Annotated in this window: 12 protein-coding genes and 1 pseudogene; 10 read left to right on the top strand and 3 right to left on the bottom strand. The window is 64.5% G+C overall.

What is annotated here, in order from left to right; all coding sequences use genetic code 11:
• Positions 1-116: 116 nt before the first annotated feature.
• The 4 genes from FJ958_RS04630 to FJ958_RS04615 are packed head-to-tail and all read left to right on the top strand — an operon-like array spanning position 117 to position 4,628.
• Positions 117-1,130 carry an ABC transporter substrate-binding protein gene (locus FJ958_RS04630; RefSeq protein ID WP_140612521.1) on the top strand — a complete coding sequence of 338 codons (1,014 nt, stop codon included), beginning with the start codon at positions 117-119 and terminating at the stop codon, positions 1,128-1,130.
• Positions 1,131-1,177: 47 nt separating this feature from the next.
• A complete protein-coding gene (locus tag FJ958_RS04625) occupies positions 1,178-2,695 on the top strand; it encodes a sugar ABC transporter ATP-binding protein (protein ID WP_246679488.1) in 1,518 nt (505 codons plus the stop codon).
• Between the two features lies 1 nt (position 2,696).
• Positions 2,697-3,677 (top strand): ABC transporter permease, encoded by a 981-nt coding sequence (locus FJ958_RS04620; protein WP_140739999.1) that lies wholly within the window; start codon positions 2,697-2,699, stop codon positions 3,675-3,677.
• Between the two features lie 3 nt (positions 3,678-3,680).
• Entirely contained in the window at positions 3,681-4,628 is a 948-nt protein-coding gene (locus FJ958_RS04615) for an ABC transporter permease (RefSeq protein WP_140739996.1), read from the top strand.
• A gap of 236 nt (positions 4,629-4,864) precedes the next feature.
• On the opposite strand, the gene FJ958_RS04605 is transcribed toward FJ958_RS04615, so the two are convergent.
• Positions 4,865-5,482 (bottom strand): TetR/AcrR family transcriptional regulator, encoded by a 618-nt coding sequence (locus tag FJ958_RS04605; RefSeq protein WP_140739993.1) that lies wholly within the window; start codon positions 5,480-5,482, stop codon positions 4,865-4,867.
• Between the two features lie 179 nt (positions 5,483-5,661).
• Between FJ958_RS04605 and FJ958_RS04600 the strand changes: the two genes are divergently transcribed.
• Both FJ958_RS04600 and FJ958_RS04595 read left to right on the top strand, forming a co-directional pair.
• Positions 5,662-7,374, top strand: a complete 1,713-nt coding sequence (locus FJ958_RS04600; RefSeq protein ID WP_140739990.1) for an MFS transporter — start codon at positions 5,662-5,664, stop codon at positions 7,372-7,374.
• Between the two features lie 100 nt (positions 7,375-7,474).
• Positions 7,475-9,547, top strand: coding sequence for a 3-hydroxyacyl-CoA dehydrogenase NAD-binding domain-containing protein (locus FJ958_RS04595; protein ID WP_140739988.1), 2,073 nt, complete (start codon positions 7,475-7,477; stop codon positions 9,545-9,547).
• A 102-nt stretch (positions 9,548-9,649) separates the two neighbouring features.
• Here FJ958_RS04595 and FJ958_RS04590 read toward each other — a convergent pair whose 3' ends face one another.
• Both FJ958_RS04590 and FJ958_RS31900 read right to left on the bottom strand, forming a co-directional pair.
• Entirely contained in the window at positions 9,650-10,093 is a 444-nt protein-coding gene (locus FJ958_RS04590) for a GFA family protein (RefSeq protein ID WP_140739985.1), read from the bottom strand.
• A 113-nt stretch (positions 10,094-10,206) separates the two neighbouring features.
• Positions 10,207-10,401: pseudogene (locus tag FJ958_RS31900) on the bottom strand (aldehyde dehydrogenase); the annotation flags it as partial.
• On the opposite strand from FJ958_RS31900, the gene FJ958_RS04580 reads away from it, so the two are divergent.
• Genes FJ958_RS04580 through FJ958_RS04565 form a run of 4 tightly spaced genes read left to right on the top strand, consistent with a single transcriptional unit; the run spans position 10,339 to position 13,914 of the window.
• Entirely contained in the window at positions 10,339-10,839 is a 501-nt protein-coding gene (locus FJ958_RS04580; RefSeq protein WP_246679513.1) for an FCD domain-containing protein, read from the top strand. The pseudogene FJ958_RS31900 and the gene FJ958_RS04580 overlap by 63 nt on opposite strands.
• An 11-nt stretch (positions 10,840-10,850) precedes the next feature.
• The gene (locus FJ958_RS04575) at positions 10,851-11,228 is read left to right on the top strand and encodes a nucleotide disphospho-sugar-binding domain-containing protein (RefSeq protein WP_246679486.1); all 378 of its coding nucleotides are present in this window, start codon (positions 10,851-10,853) and stop codon (positions 11,226-11,228) included.
• A 5-nt stretch (positions 11,229-11,233) separates the two neighbouring features.
• Positions 11,234-12,613, top strand: coding sequence for a glutamine synthetase family protein (locus tag FJ958_RS04570; protein ID WP_140739982.1), 1,380 nt, complete (start codon positions 11,234-11,236; stop codon positions 12,611-12,613).
• A 2-nt stretch (positions 12,614-12,615) separates the two neighbouring features.
• A complete protein-coding gene (locus FJ958_RS04565) occupies positions 12,616-13,914 on the top strand; it encodes an FAD-binding oxidoreductase (RefSeq protein ID WP_140739979.1) in 1,299 nt (432 codons plus the stop codon).
• Positions 13,915-14,061: the final 147 nt, after the last annotated feature.

The following is a 14,061-nucleotide window of genomic DNA, read 5'->3' as shown; positions in this document are numbered from 1 at the left end:
GATCGCAGTTGACAAGCGCGCCCAACTACATTTGTCTGACAATAGATAAAAAACAGGAACGCAGGCACGACGTCATCGAAATCAGCCACGACCACAAACCTTGGGAGGAGCATGACATGAAGAAACTGTTCGTCTTGGGCACCCTGGCAGCGGTGCTCGCAGCCGGTACGGCTTTGGCCGATACCAGCGGCAAGAAAATCGCATTCTCCAACAACTATGCCGGCAATTCGTGGCGGCAGGCGATGCTCGACAGCTATGGCATCGTCACCAAGAAGGCGGTGGACGACAAGATCGTCGCCGCCGCCGATGTCTTCACCACCGCCGACAAGGAAGTGCCGACGCAGGCAGCGCAGGTGCAGAACCTGATCCTGCAGGGCTATGACGCCATCGTCATCAACGCCGCCTCGCCGGACGCGCTCAACGGCGCCATAAAGCAGGCCTGCGATGCCGGCATCGTGGTCGTCTCCTTCGATGGCATCGTCACCGAACCCTGCGCCTACCGCGTCGTCGTCGACTTCAAGGACATGGGCAAGCAGGAAGTCGAGCACATGGCCAAGTTCCAGCCGAAGGGCGGCAACCTGCTTGAAATCCGTGGCCTTGCCGGCACTTCGATCGACGATGCCATCCACGCCGGCATCCTCGAAGGTGTCGCCGCCCATCCCGAATTCAAGATCGTCGGTTCGGTCACCGGCGACTGGGACCAGACCACCGCCCAGAAGGCGGTGGCGACCGTCCTGCCGTCGCTGCCCGACGTCGTCGGAATCGTCGACCAGGGCGGCGACGGCTATGGCGCCGCACAGGCCTTCGCCGCAGCCGGCAAGCCGCGCCCGACCATCATCATGGGCAATAGGCAGGACGAGCTGAAGTGGTGGAAGGAGCAGAAGGACAAGGACGGCTACAAAACCTGGTCGGCATCAATCGCGCCCGGCGTGTCGTCGCTCGCCTTCTGGGTGGCACAACAGGTGCTCGACGGCCGCAAGGACATTCCGCACGACCTGCTGGTGCCGTATCTGGCCTTCACCCAGGACGACTTCGAGGCAGCCTTGCCGAAAATCAAGGAGGGCGGCGTCGCCACCCACGAATACAGCCAGGAAGACGCCATCGCGGCCATCAAGGCAAACATCAAATAAATCGTGGCAGCGTTGCCGTCCATATCGCCGAGCGGATATCGTTGAGCATGGCCGAAAGCAACGCTGACATCATCAGACTGAACGGCGCCGAAAAACATTTCGGCGCCGCCAATATTGACATCGTAAGACTTGACGGTGCCGAAAAGCATTTCGGCGCCGTCAGGGCGCTCAGCGGGGTGGATTTCCATGTCGGCCCTGGCGAGTGCGTGGGCCTTGTCGGCCACAACGGCGCCGGCAAGTCGACCTTGATGCACATGGTGGCCGGCACCTCGACGCCCGACAGCGGCAGGATCGGGGTGCATGGCGGCATCGAGGAGAACTACTCGGTGTCGAGGGCACAGCAGCTCGGCATACGCTGCGTGTTCCAGGAACTGTCGCTATGCCCCAATCTCGACGTCGCCGAAAACACGCGCATCAACCACGCCTCACTCGCCGGCTTCGGCTGGCGCCGCAGGGCGGCGGAGCTGATCGCCGGCAAGCTCGACGAGATCTTTCCCGGCCACGGCATCTCCGCATCCGACATTGTCGGCGACCTTTCGATCGGCCGGCGCCAGATGGTCGAGGTGGCGCGCGCCTTCACGGTCACGCAGGACCGGCTCGACCTCGTCATCCTCGACGAGCCGACATCGTCTCTCGACGCACATACCGCTGGCCAACTTCTGGCCTTCGTGCGCCGCTTCGTTGCCAGCGGCAAAAGCTGCATTCTCATCTCGCACGTGCTGGGCGAGGTATTGAGAAATGCCGACCGCATCGTGGTGATGCGCGACGGCAAGGTGGTGGCATCGGCAGCCGCGGGTGCCTTCGACCGCGACCGGCTGGTGACGGTGATGGGCGGGGCGGAAGCACGCCAGAAGATGGCAGCCGAAATAGCCGCCAAGCCAGAGGCCGGTCCGCTGCGGGTTCGGGCGCGTCCCGCCGTGCAGAAGGACGGCGTTGACCTCGTCGCCCGCGCCGGCGAGATCATCGGCCTTGCCGGACTGGCTGGCCACGGCCAGACCGACCTGCTGCTGGCGATCTTCAATGCCGCGTCACGCGCCAGGGCCAGCGTCGAGGTAACGGCGCCAGTGGCGCTGGTCGCCGGCGATCGCCAGTCGGACGGCATTTTCCCGCAATGGTCAATCGCGCAGAACATCGGCATCCGCTCGCTGGCCCGCCTGCGCAACGGGCTGCTGATCTCGCCGCGACGCGAGGCCGAGCTCGCCGCCTTGTGGCAGAAGAAGATCGGCATCCGCACGCCCGATATGAACAACAACATATTTTCTCTCTCTGGCGGCAACCAGCAGAAGGCGCTGTTCGCGCGCGCGCTGGGTTCCGATGCCGGGATCGTGCTGATGGACGATCCTATGCGCGGCGTCGATGTCGGCACCAAGCTCGAAGTCTACGATCTGGTGCGCGAGGAGGCCCGGCGCGGCCGCACCTTCCTTTGGTACACAACGGAAACCGAAGAGCTCGACAATTGCGACCACATCTATGTCTTCAAGAACGGCCGCATCGTCGCCGATCTCACGCGCGACGAACTGAGCGAAGAAAAGATCATCCAGTCCTCCTTCGGCGACGCGGCCTGAGATGACGGCGGCAACTGTGGAAACCGGTCTCAAACCATCCGCGGCGCGCGGGAGCGCGGCACGTGCCCGACTGCTGCGCGGGCTTCTGCCAGCGCTGTCGCTGGTGCTTGTGCTGCTCGCCATCGCCTGGCTCAACCCACGTGCGATCAGCTATTTCGGCTTCAGCCTGATGCTGAACCTGGCGATCCCGATCGCACTGGCGACGACAGCGCAGATGTTCGTCATAGCAGGCAACGAGCTCGACCTGTCGATCGGCACCTTCGTCGGGTTCGTCGGCTGCGTCACCGCGACCTGGCTGAAGGACGCGCCGCTGATAGGTATCGCCATCCTGCTCGGATCGATCGGCATCTATGCGCTGCTCGGCGCGCTGATCCATCTGCGCAACCTGCCGTCGATCGTGGTGACGCTGGGCATGAGCTTTGTATGGCAGGGGCTTGCCATCCTTGTCCTGCCCAAACCAGGCGGAAAGGCGCCGGACTGGCTGCTGGCGATCCTGTCCTTCAAACCGCCCTTCGTACCCTTCCCGATCATGGCCGCGCTGCTGATCGGGCTCATCGTTCATTTGAGCCTGATGCGCACGTCATACGGCGTCATCCTGCGTGGCTCCGGCGGCAATGCGGCAGCCCTTCGGCGCGCCGGCTGGTCGCTGCTCAAGACCAAGGTCGTGCTGTTTGCGCTCGCCGGCGTGTTCGGCGTGCTTTCCGGCATGGCGCTGATCGGCATCACCACCTCGGCCGATGCCAATATCGGCAATGGCTACACGCTGCTTTCGATAGCCGGCGTCATCCTCGGCGGCGGCGAATTCGTCGGCGGTCGCGTTTCGCCGATCGGTGCCGTGATCGGTGCGTTGACGCTGGCATTGGCGGCGTCACCGCTGCTCACCTTCATGCACATCCCGCCTGACTGGCAGGTGGCCGCCAACGGCGCCATCCTGATCATCGTGCTGGCGGCGCGGGTGCTGATCAGCCGTAGGGAAAGGTGAGCAATGACATCGGTGAAATCGCTGGCCGCCAAGCCCTGGATATGGTCCTTTCTCGCCGCGCTGCTGGTGTGGCTTGCGACGATCGTCTTCACCGGCGGCCATGGCGCCGGCGGCATGGTCACGGCAGCCCTTTCGCTTGCCGTGTTCACGGTCATCGTCGGCATTGGCCAGATGTTCGTCATCACACTCGGCCCGGGCAATGTCGACCTGTCGCTGCCGGCCAATATCGGCCTTGCCAGTGCTGTCGCCATGAAGGTGATGGGCGGCAGCGATTCCATGATCGCTGCCGGGCTGCTGGCTGCGCTTGCCTGCGGCGCCGCGATCGGCGCCGTCAACTATCTGCTGATCTGGGCGCTGCGCATCCCGCCGATCATCGCCACGCTGTCGGCCAGCTTCATCATACAATCGGTCGACATCAGCTATGGGCGCGGGCTGCAGATCAAGCCGCCGCCAGGCTTCGCCGATTTCACCAATTGGCAAATATCAGGCATTCCGGTGCTGGCGATGCTGACCGTGCTGTTCACCATCGGGGCCGGCATAGCCTTGCAGCGCATGATCTATGGCCGATCGGTGCTGGCGATCGGGCAGAACATCCGCGCCGCCTGGCTGGCCGGCGTCAATGTCGGCCGCATCCGCTTTCTTACCTACACGCTTTCGGGCGCGCTCGGCGGCCTCGATGGCGCATTGCTCGCCGGCTATTTCCGGGGCGCCAATGTCGATATCGGCAATGAGTACCTGCTCGCCTCGATCGCCGTCGTCGTCATCGGCGGCACGTCGGTCGCCGGCGGCAAGGCCAATGTGCCCGGCGTCTGGGGCGCGGCACTTTTCCTGGTGCTGCTGCTCACCATGCTCAACACGTTCGGCGTGAGTGCCGGCGTGCGGCTGCTGCTGACGGGGCTAATCATTGTCGGGGTGATAACGGCGGCGGGTGGCGAGAAGGCGGTGCGGTAGTTCTGACGATTGCAGAGCGGTGACGCTGGCGGGACAGCACCCCCCTCTGTCCTGACGGACATCTCCCCCGCAAGGGGGGAGATCAGACGTTGCTTCCGTTTTCGCTAATCCCAATGTCGCAAGAAAGTGCGAAGCGTTGACACTGCCAATCTCCCCCCTTGCGGGGGAGATGTCCGGCAGGACAGAGGGGGGTGGGAAGGATCGCGACGACTTCGTTTTGACCTCCTGAAGCTACGTCAGCCGTCGTTAGCCGCCTGTAAATGCCGCGCCAGCATCAGCCGCAATTCCTCCAGCACGCCGTCGCGCAACCGTTTCTCGCCAACCAGTGCCAGCGGGATGCGCATCAGCTGCGGCACGATTACGGCCAGCCGCTCGGCCTGGCCTAAGGGGAGCGGCGGTTCGGCCTGCGCGAACAGGGCGGCGATCTGCTCACGTCGGCGGGCCCGCATCTTGCGCCGCCAGCCTTCGTCGCCGGGCAGGTCGAGCAGGGCGGAATAGGCCGGATGCGTGGCGAGAAAATCGCCGAGCAATTCGAACAGCGCATCGGCGATGGCAGCCGGCGGCTGGCCCCTGGCGCGTTCCTGCAAGGTGTCAAGCTGCGTGGACAGACCTTCCGCGTTCTCGGCCAGAATGGCTTGCGCCAGGGCCTCCTTGGTCGGGAAGAACAGATAGAGCGTGCCGATGGCAGCACCCGCCCGCGCGGCAATCTCGGTCATCGTCGTGGCGTCGAAACCCTTCTCGACGAACAGCGCTGCCGCGCTCGCCATCAGTGCCGTGACCCGTTCGCGCCCTCTTTTTTGCTGCGGTGCACGCGGATTCGCCGCCGAAAGCGCGTCGCGTCTAACCGAATTCATGCGACGCGCCTTCGGTCTTTGTTTTCATGCATGTCGATATCCCAAAACCGAGCTCACTTTTGGGCGACATGCAGAAGGCTCTTGCTTTTCCGAGGCCATCCTCATATTTCCAAACCTGAGACTATCCTCATATATAGCGCTGACGGCAACCGCGCCAGCGCCCGTCGAGAGTTACCACCATGAATACCTCCGTTGACAGCCGCCCGCAGAGCCACAAATGGATGGTTCTGAGCAACACCACGCTCGGCATGCTGGCCGCCGCCATCAACGGGTCGATTCTGCTGATCAGCCTGCCGGCGGTGTTTCGCGGCATCGGCCTCAAGGCGCTCGACCCGGGCAACATCAATTACCTCCTGTGGGCGATCATCGGCTACATGATCGCCACGGCTGTGCTCGTCGTTGCCTTCGGCCGGCTTGGCGACCAGTTCGGCCGGGCGAGGATGTACAATCTCGGCTTCGCCATCTTCACCGCCGCCTCGATCGCGCTCAGCCTGCTGCCCGGCCAGGGCGACTTCGCCGCGATGTACCTGATATCCGTGCGCATCATCCAGGGCGTTGGCGGCGCGCTGATCATGGCCAATTCGACGGCGCTGCTCACCGATGCCTTTCCGGAAAACGAACGCGGTTTCGCGCTCGGCATCAATGTGGTGGCGGCCATTGGCGGCCAGTTCGTCGGCCTGCTGATCGGCGGGTTGCTCGCCGACACGGACTGGCGGCTGGTGTTCTGGATCAACGTGCCGTTCGGCCTCGTCGGCACGGTCTGGGCGTACATGAAGCTGCACGACGCGCCGAACCGCTCGACGCATACGATCGACTGGCTTGGCAATATCAGCTTCGGCCTCGGCCTGGTGCTCATCCTCACCGCGATAACCTACGGCCTGCAGCCCTATGGCGACCAGGTGATGGCGTGGACCAGCCCGAAGGTGCTTGTTCTGTTTGCCATCGGCTTCATTTCGCTGATCGCCTTCATCTTCATTGAACAGCGCGTCGCCAAGCCGATGCTCGACCTGAAGCTGTTCCGCATCCCGGGCTTCGCCTATGGCAACATCGCCAATCTCGCCTCGGGCATCGCGCGGGGCGGGCTGCAATTCATGCTGATCGTCTGGCTGCAAGGCATCTGGCTGCCGCTGCACGGCTATTCCTTCGAGGAGACGCCGCTGTGGTCGGCGATCTTCATGCTGCCGCTGACGGTTGGCTTTCTCATTGCCGGGCCGGTGTCCGGCTATTTCTCCGACCGGGTCGGCGGCGTGCCTTTCGCGGTCGGCGGCATGGTCGTGGGCGCTGGCAGTTTTATCGCGTTGATGGCCTTGCCTGCCGACTTCTCCTATACGGCCTTTGCCGCGCTCCTGTTCCTCAACGGCCTCGGCTCCGGCCTGTTCGTGGCGCCGAACTCGACGCAGATCATGAATTCGGTGCCGGCGCGCGAACGCGGCCAGGCGTCAGGCATGCGCGCCACCACCACCAATGCCGGGCAAGTGCTGTCGATCGGTCTGTTCTTCAGCCTGATGATCCTGGGCCTTGCCGCCAGCCTGCCGCAGAGCATGGAAGCCGACCTTTTGGCGCAGCACGTGCCGGAGGCGGTCGCCCACCAGATCGCCAACATGCCGCCGGTCGCCAGCCTATTCGCCGCTTTCCTCGGCTATAATCCGATGGGCGAGCTGATCCCGGCCGATGTGCTGCATGCGCTGCCGCAGCAGAGCATCGACACGCTGACCGGCCATGCCTTTTTCCCCGAGCTGATGTCGGGGCCGTTCAAGCATGGACTGGTCTTCGCCTTCACCTTCTCGGCGATCCTCTATCTGGTCGCGGCTTTTGCCTCCTGGCGCGGCGGGCGCACCGCCAGCGACGCAATGCCGGAGATGATGGCAACGGAGGCCGCCGGCCGGCACTAATCGTTGTGCCAGACTGGAGGCCGGTTCCCATCCGCGTCATGGCGCTATAAATCCCGTTCAAGCGGCGGCCAGCCGCTCACCGTTGCTGGGAGGTTTTTGCGTGTCCGATTCCCTGAAGGTCAGCCGCGACGGCGATGTCGCCATCATCATCATCGACAACCCGCCGGTCAACGCGCTTAGTTTTCATGTCCGAGAGCCGCTGATGCAGGCGTTGGTTGCCTTGCGCGACGACGCTTCGGTTGCCGCGATCGTGCTCGCCTGCGCCGGGCGGACCTTTGTAGCCGGGGCCGACATTACCGAATTCGGCAAGCCGGTGCAGCAGCCTGACCTGCGCGCCATCGTGGCCCTGCTGGAAACTATTACCAAGCCGACGGTCGCCGCCATTCACGGCACCGCGCTCGGCGGTGGGCTGGAACTCGCGCTCGGCTGCCATTTCCGTGTCGCCGATGCCGGGTCCAAGCTTGGCCTTCCCGAAGTGAAGCTCGGCCTGCTGCCGGGCGGCGGCGGCACGGTGCGGCTGCCACGGCTGGTCGGGGCATTGAAGGCTCTGAAGATGGTCGTTTCAGGCACGCCGATCGGAGCTGATGAAGCGCACGCTGCAGGGCTGGTTGATGCCGTCTTCGAAGGCGATCTGACCACGCACGCGGTGAATTTCGCCCGGGAGATCGCACGCAAGGGTGGTCCCTTCACGTCGGTGCGCGATCGCGACGACCTGCTGAGGGAGACCGACCTGGCGACGTTCGATACCGAGGCGGCGAACCTCGCCGGGAAGGCGCGGGGACTGGAAGCGCCGATCGCCTGCGCGGAGGCGGTGCGCAACGCCGTCACGCTGCCCTTCGACGAAGCGCTTGCGGCGGAGCGGGCACTGTTCGTGAAGCTGGTCGCCAGCGACCAGTCGCGGGCGCAGCGCCATCTGTTCTTCGCCGAACGCGAGGCGGCAAAGCTTCCGGGCAAGGATATCGTCAAGCGCAGGATTGCCCGCGTCGGTGTCATCGGCGCCGGCACGATGGGCGGCGGCATCGCCATGGCCTTCGCCAATGGCGGCTTTCCCGTCACCTTGCTGGAAGCCAGTCATGAAGCCTTGCAGCGCGGGCTAGCCACGATCGAGAAAAATTACACCGTCTCCGTCTCCCGTGGTTCGCTGAGTGAAGAGGCCAAGCGGCAGCGCCTCACCCAGTTCAAGGGCTCCACCGACTACGCCGATCTTGCCGATTGCGACCTGATCATCGAGGCGGCGTTCGAAGACATGGCGGTCAAGAAAGAAATCTTCGGCAAGCTCGACGCGGTGGCCAAGGCGGGCGCGATTCTCGCCACCAACACCTCGTATCTCGACATCAACGAAATCGCCGCGTCGACCTCTCGCCCGCAAGATGTGCTCGGCCTGCATTTCTTTTCGCCAGCCAATGTCATGAAGCTGCTGGAAATCGTGCGGGCGGAAAAGACCGCGCCAGATGCGCTAACGACGGTCGTCGATCTGGCACGGCGGATCGGCAAGGTGGCTGTCGTCGTCGGCGTCTGCCATGGTTTCGTCGGCAACCGCATGCTGGCCGCGCGTGGCTCGGAATCCGAAGCGCTTCTGCTGGAAGGCGCGACGCCCAGCCAGATCGACAAGGCCTTCACCGATTTCGGCTGGCCTATGGGGCCGTTCCAGATGGGCGATCTCGCTGGCCTCGACATTGGCTGGCGCAACCGCAAGGCGCGCGGCCAGACGGCCGTGATCGCCGACGCCCTGTGCGAACAGGGCCGGTTCGGCCAGAAGACCGGCCGTGGCTTTTACCTCTACGAGGCCGGCGCGCGCACGCCGGTTCCTGACCCCGAGGTGGAGGCGCTGATCCGCGGCAAGGCGGCCGAGCGAGGCATCGCGCCGCGCGCGATCGGCGCCGAGGAAATCATCGAGCGCACGCTCTATCCCCTGGTCAACGAGGGGGCGAAGATTCTGGAGGAAGGGATCGCGGCACGCGCCTCCGATATCGATGTCGTCTGGGTCAACGGCTACGGCTTTCCGGCCGGCAAGGGCGGCCCGATGTTCTGGGCCGGGCTTGAAGGGCCGGCGCGGATCGTCGAAAGGCTTGAGTACTGGCACCAGCGGACCGGCAGGCCAGTTTTCAAGCCTGCGCCGCTGCTGAAGCGAATGGCCGAAACCGGCTCCTGGGACCGCGGCGCGGCGGGCTGAGTTCGTCGCCAGCTATTTTGCATCGCCGCCTCGCTCTCCGCGACGGCCTATTGTTTCCGTCTCGCGCGCTTTGATCGAGGCGATCCAGGCGTAAAAGGAGACTTATTTACGGTCGGCAGGATTTCCGAACGCGGGATCGCGTGGCCGCGAATAGGTATCGATACGCGGCAGGTCGTCCGAGAATTCCACCCAAGGCAGTCTCAGGCGCCAATAGGCGTGCGCTTGCGGACTGAACCGCTCCGGATGGTCGAAAAAGCCTATCGTGACGTAGACTTCGTCGCTCAGCCCTTCGTCGCGATAGGCGATCGAGGAGCCGCAATCTCCGCAGAATGTTCGCACAATGCCCTTGGTCTTGGAGAATTCCTTCGGCCGGCCACGGGTCAGCCGCACCTGATGCGGGCGGTAGCCGACCCAGACGGTCAATGGGCCGCCGATTGCCCGGCGGCAGTCGTCGTCATGGTCGGAGCAGACCCAGAACGGCTCGCCTTGCATCTCGGCGGCAATTGCCCCGCAAAAACAGGCGCCCGATTCAATCCTGCCGTCCATCTCGTCGCTCCGATTGTAAGACCGCCAGCCCCATGTCGACCTCATGAGAACAACCATCCGCGTGGCCCGAGGTTCCTGTTGCTTGCCTTCGCAAGGAAAGCCGGTGTGGCCTGGACGTGCATGCGGCCGCCGGTCGCGCGGAGCCAGCTGTCGGGATAAGGGTACCACCATTCCTGGATCGCCGGCTTGTGGTCGATCACCATCTTCAAGCGGCGGGAGGCATCCAGCCCCTGGCGGCCGAGTTCATGGCCGAGTCCGGATGCTTTCCAGCCGCCGAGGGGTGGCGCGTCATTGTCGATCAGGGGATTAACAGACTGACGGAGGAGAATCTGCTCGACCGTGCGGGCTTCCAGCTGGGCGGGACGCGGGCCGTGGCGTTGCGCCAGGGCGTGGAGGCGCTGGCCGCGTTGCCGGACGCCGCCTTCGACGCGCGCCAATTCCAGCGACTGGACATCGATTTTAACGGCATGATCGCCGAGGGCTGTGCCAATCGTTTCCTCACCGATGCGCTGTCGGATCCTCTAAGGTTGCGCCGGTTGCCGGGCATTTACGCCGGGGTCAATGTGTTCCGCCTGAAGCAATCTTTGCGCGAACACCTGAACATACTCGACCATCTCGAAAACCGGCAGTATGAGGTGGCTGCCGATCTGCTTCGTATCCACCTGCGGCTCTCCCGCAGCCAGCGACCGCAAGCGGCCAGCCGCGGCGCCCCCGCGCTGTTTGGCATGATCAGCCGGCCCGATTGAAGAGGAAATAATTGACGCGTAAAGCCAGCCCGACCATCGCGCTGTTTCCCGAATCCAGTTTCGGCGCGGCGTTGAATTGCGTCGGCATTGCGCAGTCGTTAGGCGCGCGGGGCGCGCGCTTTTGCGAGGCGCTGCGCTTCGGCGTGCCGTCGCTGATCATGCCCTATTGCTGGAACGGCCACGACAATGCGCAGCGCGCCGGAGAGACCGGCGTCGGCGACCATATCGGCCGTGACGGCTGGACAGAAGGAGTATTGGAGAGAGCCATTCTCGGCCTGCTGGCCGACGATGCCATGCGCGCCCGCCTGAGGGACAATGCAGCCCGGATGGCGCTGGAACCCGGAACGGACGTGGCCGCGCAAGCCATACTCTCTCTGATACGGAATTAAACGAAATGCTTGATAAGAACACCGACACCTCGCTCTCCAGCGGCAACGACCCCAGGGCCTGGCTGGCGCAGCACGGCATCAATGAAGTCGAATGCCTGGTGCCCGACATGAACGGTGTGCTGCGCGGCAAGGCGCTGCCGACGGCGAAATTCCTGAAGGCGCTGGAAGACCGCGCGCTCTATCTGCCGAGCAGCGCCTTCCTGGTCAGCATCGACGGCCGCTATTCCGGCTCGATCGACGAGGGTTTTGCCTATTCGGACCCGGACATGCGCATGGTGCCCGATCTCTCGACGCTGTGCCTGGCGCCCGGCGCCGGGCCTGGCAAGGCCTATGTCTTCGCCGACGCCTTCCACATGGATGGCAGGCCATGGATGGCCTCGCCGCGCCATGTGCTCAGGGCCGTGCTGGATCTCTACCGGCAGCGCGGCTGGCGGGCCGTCGTGGCGCCGGAGCTTGAATTCTACCTCACCGCGCCCAATCCCGATCCGGACAAACCGCTGACCGCCCCGGTCGGCGCCAATGGCCGTGCCGAGGGCGTGCAGCACCCCTATGACATGGCGGCGCTCGAGGAGTTCGAGCCGGTGATCCGGCGCGTCTATAACTATGCCGCGGCCGCCGAACTGCCGCTCGACACGCTGATCCATGAATCGGGCACGGCGCAGCTGGAGATCAACCTGCTGCATGGCGACGCGCTGCCGCTGGCCGACCAGGTGCTGCTGTTCAAGCGGCTGACGCGCCAGGCGGCTCAGCAATGCGGCATGCACGCCACCTTCATGGCCAAGCCGATCGCGGCGCAGGCGGGAAGCTCGATGCACCTGCACATGTCCATCATCGACGAGGCGGGCAACGCGCTGTTCGCCGGCGCCGACGATGCCGACACCGAGATGTTCGGACACTTCATCGGCGGCCTGCAAAAATACGTTCCGGAGATCATGCCGCTGTTTGCGCCGAACATAAACTCGTACCGCCGCATCCGGCCGAACCACAGCGCGCCGGCCAACATCGAATGGTCGCATGACAACCGCTCCTGCGGCCTGCGCGTGCCCGCCGGTGGCCGTGCCGCGCGGCGAGTCGAGAACCGCCTGCCGGGCGCGGATTCCAATCCCTATCTGGCGATCGCCGGTTCGCTGCTCGCCGGCTATCTCGGCGTCGAACAGAAACTGGCGCGCTCGGCCGAGGCGTCGGGCAATGCGTACAAGATCAAAAGCACGCTGCCGAAGACCATGGAGGAGGCGCTCGACCGCTTCACGGATTGCGAGCCGGTGCGGGCGCTGCTCGGCGAGGATTTCTTCCAGACCTATCTGCGCGTCAAGAGCGTCGAGCTCGACCTGTTCCAGAGCGTGGTGACGAGCTGGGAACGCGACCACCTGCTGTTGAAGGTGTGACCATGGCATCTTCAACGGGTTTCAATTCGGGCCTCGATATCGGCAAATCCTACTATGTCGCCACCGCCAATCTGGCGCCGGACCATTCGCCGCTCGTGGGCGATGTCGACGCCGACCTGGTGGTCGTCGGCGGTGGCTGCACTGGACTGTCCGCCGCCCTTCACGCCGCCGAGCGCGGCCTGAAAGTGGTGCTGCTCGAAGGCGGCAAGATCGGCTGGGGGGCGTCGGGGCGCAATGGCGGCCAGATGATCCCCGGCCTGCGCAAGGGCGCCAAGGGCCTGGTCAAGCTCTACGGGCCCGAGCGGGCGAAGGTGCTGTTCGACCTCGCTTTCGAGGCGCGCGGGCTGGTGCTCGACATCATCGAGCGCCACGCCATCGATTGCGACCTGAGGCTGACCGGTCATCTGGTCGGCGCGATCAACGGCTCCGACCTAAGGGACCTGGAGGAGGAGGCCAGCTGCCTCGAAAGCGTGATGAAATTCCGCGACGTCGAGATATTGTCGGCGGCGGAAGCCCGGGCCAAGGTCGACACGCCCTATCATGGCGCGATGTACGAGCCGCTTGGCGGCCACATGCATCCCTTGAATTACACGTTGGGCCTCGCCCGCGCGGCGGTCGCAGCCGGTGTCACCATCCACGAGAATTCGGTGGCCACGCGGCTGGAGCGCGAGCCTTCCATACGGGTCTCGACAGCAAAGGGATCGGTGCGCGCAAGACATGTCGTGCTGGCGGGCGACGCCTTGCTCCACGGGCTCGAGCCGCGCGTCAACAGCCGCATCATGCCGGTCGGAAACTACATTGTCGCCACCGAGCCGCTGGAGGGCAAGCGCAACGTCATCCCGACCAATGTCGCGGTGTCCGACACGCGCTTCGTCGTCAACTATTACCGCATGTCGGCGGACGGCCGCCTGCTGTTCGGCGGCGGCGAGCGTTATACGCCGTCACCGCCGGCCGACATTGCCGGCTTCGTGCGGCCGCACATGGAAGGCACCTTCCCGCAGCTCAAGGGCTGCCGCATCGATCATGCCTGGGGTGGGCTGGTATCGGTGACGACATCGCGCCTGCCGCATGTCGGTCACTATGGCGAGGTCTATTTCGCACATGGCTATTCCGGCAAGGGCGTCATCCTGTCGACGCTGTCGGGCAAGCTGCTTGCCGAAGCGATCACCGGCGACGCCTCGCGGCTCGACCTGTTTTCGGCGCTCACGCCGATGCCGTTCCCGGGTGGCACGGCGCTGCGCGGCCCGCTCTATGTGCTGGGGATGTTGTGGTACGCGATGCGGGATAGGATCAAGCATTGAGGTCGCGTGGGTTCGTCCCCGCCATTGATTGTTGGCGTTAGCGCCGCCCCTCACCTGCCTACCGGCATCCTTGTAACTTGTCATTTGCCGAATCCGTTATGATGGCGGGAGCGGTGGCGGACGAGAGGCCGACGCATCTTTGGGCCA

Origin of the sequence: Mesorhizobium sp. B2-3-5, assembly GCF_006442395.1 — a bacterium.
Lineage (GTDB): Bacteria > Pseudomonadota > Alphaproteobacteria > Rhizobiales > Rhizobiaceae > Mesorhizobium.
Note: the sequence above shows the minus strand (reverse complement) of the source record. Positions and strands in the feature narration are given on the sequence as shown.

Excerpts from the sequence above, each read along its gene's own strand:
- FJ958_RS04630 (WP_140612521.1), top strand. The coding sequence starts at position 117 with ATGAAGAAACTGTTCGTCTTGGGCACCCTGGCAGCGGTGCTCGCAGCC.
- FJ958_RS04625 (WP_246679488.1), top strand. The coding sequence starts at position 1,178 with ATGGCCGAAAGCAACGCTGACATCATCAGACTGAACGGCGCCGAAAAA.
- FJ958_RS04620 (WP_140739999.1), top strand. The coding sequence starts at position 2,697 with ATGACGGCGGCAACTGTGGAAACCGGTCTCAAACCATCCGCGGCGCGC.
- FJ958_RS04615 (WP_140739996.1), top strand. The coding sequence starts at position 3,681 with ATGACATCGGTGAAATCGCTGGCCGCCAAGCCCTGGATATGGTCCTTT.
- FJ958_RS04605 (WP_140739993.1), bottom strand. The coding sequence starts at position 5,482 with ATGAATTCGGTTAGACGCGACGCGCTTTCGGCGGCGAATCCGCGTGCA.
- FJ958_RS04600 (WP_140739990.1), top strand. The coding sequence starts at position 5,662 with ATGAATACCTCCGTTGACAGCCGCCCGCAGAGCCACAAATGGATGGTT.
- FJ958_RS04590 (WP_140739985.1), bottom strand. The coding sequence starts at position 10,093 with ATGGACGGCAGGATTGAATCGGGCGCCTGTTTTTGCGGGGCAATTGCC.
- FJ958_RS04580 (WP_246679513.1), top strand. The coding sequence starts at position 10,339 with ATGGCCGAGTCCGGATGCTTTCCAGCCGCCGAGGGGTGGCGCGTCATT.
- FJ958_RS04570 (WP_140739982.1), top strand. The coding sequence starts at position 11,234 with ATGCTTGATAAGAACACCGACACCTCGCTCTCCAGCGGCAACGACCCC.
- FJ958_RS04565 (WP_140739979.1), top strand. The coding sequence starts at position 12,616 with ATGGCATCTTCAACGGGTTTCAATTCGGGCCTCGATATCGGCAAATCC.